Origin of the sequence: Kitasatospora sp. NPDC058965 (genome assembly GCF_042741245.1) — a bacterium.
Taxonomy (GTDB): Bacteria; Actinomycetota; Actinomycetes; order Streptomycetales; family Streptomycetaceae; genus Kitasatospora.
In genome coordinates this window covers 1-6,618 of record NZ_JBHYKG010000403.1, presented here as the reverse complement: position 1 = coordinate 6,618, position 6,618 = coordinate 1, and the positions used below count along the sequence as shown (strand labels likewise).

Below are 6,618 nucleotides of genomic sequence, written 5' to 3'. Positions count from 1 at the left end.
GCCCCCCAGCGGTCAACGGGGGGGGGCCCGGGGGGGCGGCGGGTGAAGGGTCGCGCCCCGTCCGACGGGTCGACCGGCGCTGCCGGGGACGACGTGTGGTCGTCCGTCAGAACTGGGCGCTCACGGTGACCCCGCTGAAGGCACTGCGGCCGTACAGGCTGACGTAGCGCCAGCCGGCCGCGGTGTTGCTGACGGTGAGCGAGTGCGTCGTCCCGCCACCGGTCGAACTGGCAGTGGCATTGCTGGAGTTGGCCCAGGTGGTCGGGCTGTAGTAGAGGTCCGCGTCACCGCTGCCGCCACTGGTGGTGACGGTCAGGGTGGTGGTGCCGGCCGGCAGGTAGACGTCCAGGTAGTCCAGGTCGCCCGCGCGCCCCGACTGGTTGGCCAGCGAGCAGTTCTGGCCCAGGGTGGAGGAGTTGCCGGAGCAGGCCGGCAGCGGTGCCGCGAGGGCCACGTCGTCGAAGACCGTCGAGGTGGGGTCGCCCGCGTAGTCGTCGTCGTGGCTGGCCAGCGTCAGCGTGTAGCTGTGCCCGGCGGTGACCGGCGCCGTGACCGGGGTCCACCCGGAGTTCGCGGCGCAGGTCCTGGCCAGTACGGTGCTGCTGGTGCCGGCGGTGTTGTCCGCGAGCGTCGCGGTGGCCCAGTCGTAGGCGACGGTGTCGGGGCAGGTCACGTCGTACCAGAACGAGAGCTGGGTGTCCCCGTTCGGCACGGTGAAGGTCTGCGCCGCGGTCGAGTCGCCGTTGGTCGGGCCCGAGCCGCCCAGCTGGAGCGCGTAGCTGCCGCCGTGCGCACCGGAGTTGACCACAGCGGCGGTGCCGGTGGTGGTCCACGGCGAGGTCGAGCCGCTCTCGAAGTCGCCGTTGGCCAGGGCGCCGCCCTGCGCGCAGGCGCCGGCCGCGCAGGCGGTGAGCCAGCTGTCGAAGTCGGCGTCGTAGCGGGTGCCGATGCCGGTCAGGTAGACCGCGGCGCCGCCGGTGTAGTCGCCGGTCCGGAAGTGCGACAGGATGTTCGCCATGTCGGCCGGGTGCTTCTCGAACATGTAACGCACGGCCAGGTAGCCCCAGTTGTAGACCCGGGTGGTGTCGCCGTACTGGGTCTGCCAGAGGTCGCTGAGCTTGTACTTGTGCAGCGCCGCCTGCGCTGTCGCGTCGTCGTAGGTGACACCGCGGTAGGAGTACGAGACGTACTCGGCCAGGCCCTCGACGTACCAGATGTCCGGGACGACGGTCTCCTGGGCGAACGTGCCCTTGGTGTTGTACACGCCGTCCAGGTAGTGGGTGTACTCGTGGTTGAGGTTCCACACCCGGGCCACGAAGCCGTCGTCGTACGGCTTCTGGTACTCGATCGAGACCGGCTTGTTGGCCGGGTCGGTGGGGTTGCCGGTCAGCGTCTCGCCACCGTTGTCGGTGTCGTTGCCGAAGATCGGCGAGGAGTAGATCGCGTAGTCCCGCTGACTGGCGAACACCACCATCCGGACGGTGGACTCGTACTGCCCGGGGATCGGGCCGCTGTCCTTGACCAGGCTGTGGAAGTACGGGTCCTGGTTGCGCAGGCTCGCGCAGACCGCGTTCAGGTCGTCGGCCGACAGCGACTGGGCCATGATCGTGCGGTTGTCGCAGGCCATGGTCTGCGGCAGCGCGGCCGCGGTGAGCTGGTCGGCCAGGTTGCAGACGCCGTAGTAGGAGCAGTTGGCCCCGTCGTAGCCGTTGGCCTGGTTGGCCACCTCGACCCAGAGGCGGGCGGTGGGGCCGGTGATCTGCGAGAGGCCGAGCAGCCCCTTGGCCAGCGGGCGCACCTTGGCCTGCAGGGCCGGGTAGGCGACCAGCCGGGTCATGTCCAGGCCGGGGTTGGCGTCCATCACGTCGTTGTCGGTGCTCAGCAGACGGGTGTTGGCCCGGGTGAAGGAGTTCAGCGCGTCGATGATGCTCGGGTCGGCGGTCACCGCGCTGACGAACGCCGGGTTCTGGTTCCCGCGCCACAGCGGGGCCATGAACACGTTGTTCAGGGCGTCGGTCATGTTGACGACGGCGTCCCAGGAGCTGTTGTAGGCCGCCATCAGCCGCTTGTAGGTGCCCAGGTAGTGGTCCTGCAGCACGGCGCTGTCGGTCAGGGTGATCGCCTCGCCGAGCACGTCGCCGTTGGCCGCGGTGACGTCCAGCGCGTGCGGGCCGGCGAAGAAGCTGTCCAGCGCCGTCTCGGTGGCGGTGGCCAGGCTCGCGTCGTACTGGCCCACGTCCTGGGTGTCGTAGAACTGGGCGTAGTAGCCGGCCCGCAGGTAGAGGACGAGTTGCTGGATGCCGGCGGAGTCGGTGCCGTCGTAGCTGCGCGCGGCGGTGTTGAGGGCGGTCGCGACCGGCAGCATCTGGGCCTGCTTGAACGCACCGCCCGCGTTGGCGCCGGTCAGGCTGAACAGCGAGTTGATGCAGTCGGTGGTGGAGGACGCGACGTAGGCGGCGAGCGCGCTGCCGCTGCGGCCCGTGAAGTCCGAGGCGTTGCAGGTCTGGGCCGCCGTGGGGGTGGCGGTCCGGGCGGCGGGCTTGGCGGCCGGCTTGCTCGCCGCCGTGGCGGTGCGCGCGGCCGGCTGCGACCGCAGTGCGGCGGGCAGCGCCTGGGACCGTGCGGCGAACCGCTCGGCGTCGCCCTGGTGCGCGGCGCCCTGCGGCGGCAGCGCGCCGGGGGCCGGCGCGGGCAGGTGGTGGGCGGGGTTGGCGGTGGGGGGATTCGCGGCCGCGGGAACGGCCAGCAGGCCGACCACCGTGCCGAGCGTCGCCACGCCTGCGGCGAAGCTCCTGGGCACAGCTGATCGAAGGCGCATCTCTGCTCCTGGCGGTGTGGGGGATCACTGACTCGATCTCAGAGTCAGGTGTGACATGTAATATTGCGCAGCCTGGAGCAGGGGGCAACGCGTCAACCCATAGGACATCGGGCCGGTCGGGCCATCAGTCCGACCGACCACCCGCCACCGCCGGGGCCGGCAGGCCCTCGGCCGCCACCCCTAAGCCGGCGTGATTACCGGGACCCCGCAATGTCGTATGACCTGTGACATTGTATTGACCGTTCGTCCGATGACAGGATCCAGGCCGCAGACCCTCATCCTCGCCTGACGCCCCGTGAGATCCCCCACCCGAGAAGGACGAAGCCGTTGCCTCTGCGGATATCCCTGCCCACCGTGCTCGCCGGCCTGGTCGCCGGCTGCGCCACCGCGGCCACCCTGCTGCCCGTCACGCCCGCCTTCGCCGCCGCGGCTGCCGCCGCGCCGGCAGCGGTCAGCGCCTCCCCCGTCGTCCCCAAGCCCGTGGGCGCCTTCCTCGCCACCGACCCCGGTGAGGAGACCACCCAGACCGCCCGGACCACCGCCCCGCTGCCGCCGGCGCTGCTCGGCCAGGCCGTGATGGCCCAGCCGGCCGGCACCGGTCTGCAGTTGACCCAGCGCCCCGCCACGGCCCACCCGGCCGCCGCCCGGACCGCCCGGGCCGGCGCCACCGCGCAGGCCGCCCCCCAGACCTGCACCGCCGCCGACTTCGGCGCACGCTCCGGCGCCGACCTGGTCGCCTACGTCAAGGGCTCGACACCGGACTGCATGAACACGCTCTTCGACCTGACCGGCAGCGACGCCGGAACGGTCTTCAAGCAGCAGCAGATGCTCACCGTGGCCAACGCCTTCCACAGCCTGGCCACCGGCTACACCGGCGACGACTCCACCGGCATCCTGCAGTTGGTGCTCTTCCTGCGGGCCGGCTACTTCGTCCAGTCCAACAACGCCTCCGCCGTCGGTCCGTACGACGCCGCCCTGACCAAGGCCACCAAGGCCGGCCTGGACGCCTTCTTCAAGAGCGACCACTGGGAGGACAAGACCGACGCCAACGGCGCGGTGCTGCGGGAGGTCCTCGTGCTCACCGACAGCGCCGACCTGCAGGCCAGCTACCTCGGCGTCTACCGCGAGGTGCTGGACAGCTACGACAACTCGTACAACGCCTTCCCGAAGCTGGTCGGCGCGGTCAACGCCGTGCTCGCCACCCCGCTGTGGCGGGCGAACTGGAACGCCGACTTCGTCAAGGCGGTCGGCGCCGACCCGCGGATCCTCGGCACGCTGTCCGACTTCGCGCTCAGCCACCAGGACCTGCTGTCCGGCCCGAACGCCGCGCTGGACGTCAACGCCGGCAACGACCTGGCCCGGATGACCGGCGACAGCGCCGCCGTCGAGGCCAAGGCCCGACCGCTGGTCAAGCAGGTGCTGGACGCCGCGCCCGTCACCGGCCCCACCGGCCCGCTGTACGTGCACACCGCCTACCAGGCCAACACCTACGACGCCGCCAACTGCTCGACCTACGGCGTCTGCGACCTGCCGGCCAAGCTGACCGCCGCCACCCTGCCGACCAAGCTCGTCTGCGACAACCGCGTGATCGAGACCGAGTCGCTGTCGGCCGCCGACCAGGCCGCCGTCTGCACCAGCCTGCGCGGCGAGGACGGCTTCTTCCACCACCTGGTCCAGGACAGCGGTCCGGTCCCGGGCCAGTACGACAAGACCGTCACGCTGGCGGTCTTCGCCAACAAGGCGGACTACACCACCTACTCCTGGGCCATCTTCGGCAACGGCACCGACAACGGTGGCGAGACCATGATGGATCCGACCGACCCGTCCAACCAGGCCGTGTCGGTGATGTTCCTCAAGTCGTGGAACGACAGCTTCCCGGCCAACGTGTGGAACCTCAACCACGAGTACACGCACTACCTCGACGGCATCTACGACATGAAGGGCACCTTCGGGACCGAGACGTCGGTGCCGAACATCTGGTGGATCGAGGGCGTCGCCGAGTACGAGTCCTACGCCTACCGCGGCCAGACCGACACCGAGGCGATGGCCGAGGCCGCCAAGCACACCTACGCGCTGAGCACGCTGTTCCAGAACACCTACGACAACTCGGACACCACCCGCACCTACCCGTGGGGCTACCTCGCGGTGCGGTACATGTTCGAGAAGCACCCCGACGTCATCCAGTCGATGCTCGGCCACTTCCGCACCGGTGACTACACCGGCGGCTACGCGGTCTACAACTCGCTCGGCACCAGCTACGACGCCGACTTCGACGCCTGGCTGAACACCTGCGCCGCCGGCGCCTGCTACGCCCAGGGCCCGACCGCGCTCTTCGACCAGAGCGTGAACGGCGCGACCGTCACCCTGACCGACCGCTCGGTGCAGACCGGCCCCGGCCGGATCGCCTCCTGGCACTGGACCTTCGGCGACGGCAGCTCCTCGGACCAGCGCAACCCCAGCCACACCTACGCCGCGCCGGGCACCTACACCGTCGTGGAGACCGCCGTCGACAGCAACGGCAAGTCGACCAGCACGGCCACCTCGGCCACGGTCGCCGTCGGCGGCGGCCAGGCCACCCCGCCCGCCTGCACCGACACCCGCGCCGAGGCGCTGGGCCGGAACTGCTCCCGGGCCGACCAGTCCGCCACCGCGGGCCACCTGGTCTACAAGTACCTCTACCTGCCGGCCGGCACCAGCACGCTGACCGTCTCCACCTCCGGCGGCACCGGCATCGCCTACCTCTACTACAACGACGACACCTGGGCCTCCCCCGACGCCTTCACCGCCTCCGCCACCAACTCCGGCACCAGCCAGACCCTCACCGTCACCAACCCGACGGCGGGCTACCGCTACCTGAGCCTGTACGCCGTGACCGATTTCAGCGGCGTGACGATCAGCACCCAGTACTGACAAGCGCGCTGACGATCGGTCAGCTCCGTCCCGGGCACCGCCGTGCGGGCGGCCCATGACGGCGGGTGGCACCCCTGGAGTCCAGGGGCGCCACCCGAGTCGTTCACGGCACCTGCCGCGGGCCGGAGCGCTACGCGACACCCATCTGGTACGGGTTGCCGTAGCTGTTCATCACCGTCCCGCTGCCAGTCGCCAGCCAGAGCGTGCCGTTGGCGTCGGCAGCGTGCCAGGCGACCTCCCACCCACCGGTCGGCAGCGCCACCAGCGAGGGGCTGGAGCCGGCGGCGACACCCATCTGGTACGGGTTGCCGTAGCTGTTCATCACCGTCCCGCTGCCGGTCGCCAGCCAGAGCGTGCGGTTCGCGTCCGCCCCCTGCCAGGCCACCGTGTAGCTCCCGTCCGGCATGGCCGCCAACGAGGGGTTGGTCCCGGGGGCCACGCCCATCTGGTACGGGTTGCCGTAGCTGTTCATCACCGTCCCGCTACCCGTGGCCAGCCACAACGTGCTGTTCGCGTCCGCGCCGTGCCACGCGACCTCCCAGCCACCCGTCGGCAGCGCCACCAGCGAGGGACTCGTCCCCGCGGCGACACCCATCTGGTACGGGTTGCCGTAGCTGTCCATGCCCGCCCCGCTGCCGGTCGCCAGCCAGAGCGTGCGGTTCGCGTCCGCCCCCTGCCAGGCCACCGTGTAGCTCCCGTCCGGCATGGCGACCAACGACGGGCTCGTCCCGGGGGCCACGCCCATCTGGTACGGGTTGCCGTAACTGGTCATCGTGGTGCCCGAACCGGTCGCCAGCCACAACGTGCTGTTCGCGTCCGCGCCGTGCCACGCGACCTCCCAGCCACCCGTCGGCAGTGCCACCAGCGAAGGACTCGTCCCGGGGGCGACG

At 70.8% G+C, this 6,618-nt stretch carries 3 protein-coding genes; 1 reads left to right on the top strand and 2 read right to left on the bottom strand.

Translation table 11 applies throughout. The features are described from left to right. Nucleotides 1-106: 106 nt before the first annotated feature. Nucleotides 107-2,818, bottom strand: a complete 2,712-nt coding sequence (locus ACFW1A_RS36920; protein WP_380417370.1) for a collagenase — start codon at nt 2,816-2,818, stop codon at nt 107-109. Nucleotides 2,819-3,145: 327 nt separating this feature from the next. On the opposite strand from ACFW1A_RS36920, the gene ACFW1A_RS36915 reads away from it, so the two are divergent. Further along, nucleotides 3,146-5,728, top strand: coding sequence for a collagenase (locus tag ACFW1A_RS36915; RefSeq protein ID WP_380417368.1), 2,583 nt, complete (start codon nt 3,146-3,148; stop codon nt 5,726-5,728). Between the two features lie 130 nt (nt 5,729-5,858). On the opposite strand, the gene ACFW1A_RS36910 is transcribed toward ACFW1A_RS36915, so the two are convergent. Then, a partial coding sequence (locus ACFW1A_RS36910; RefSeq protein WP_380417366.1) for a hypothetical protein occupies nt 5,859-6,618 on the bottom strand: 760 nt, incomplete at its 5' end.

Coding starts and splice junctions, on each gene's coding strand:
- ACFW1A_RS36920 (WP_380417370.1), bottom strand. CDS start 2,818: ATGCGCCTTCGATCAGCTGTGCCCAGGAGCTTCGCCGCAGGCGTGGCG.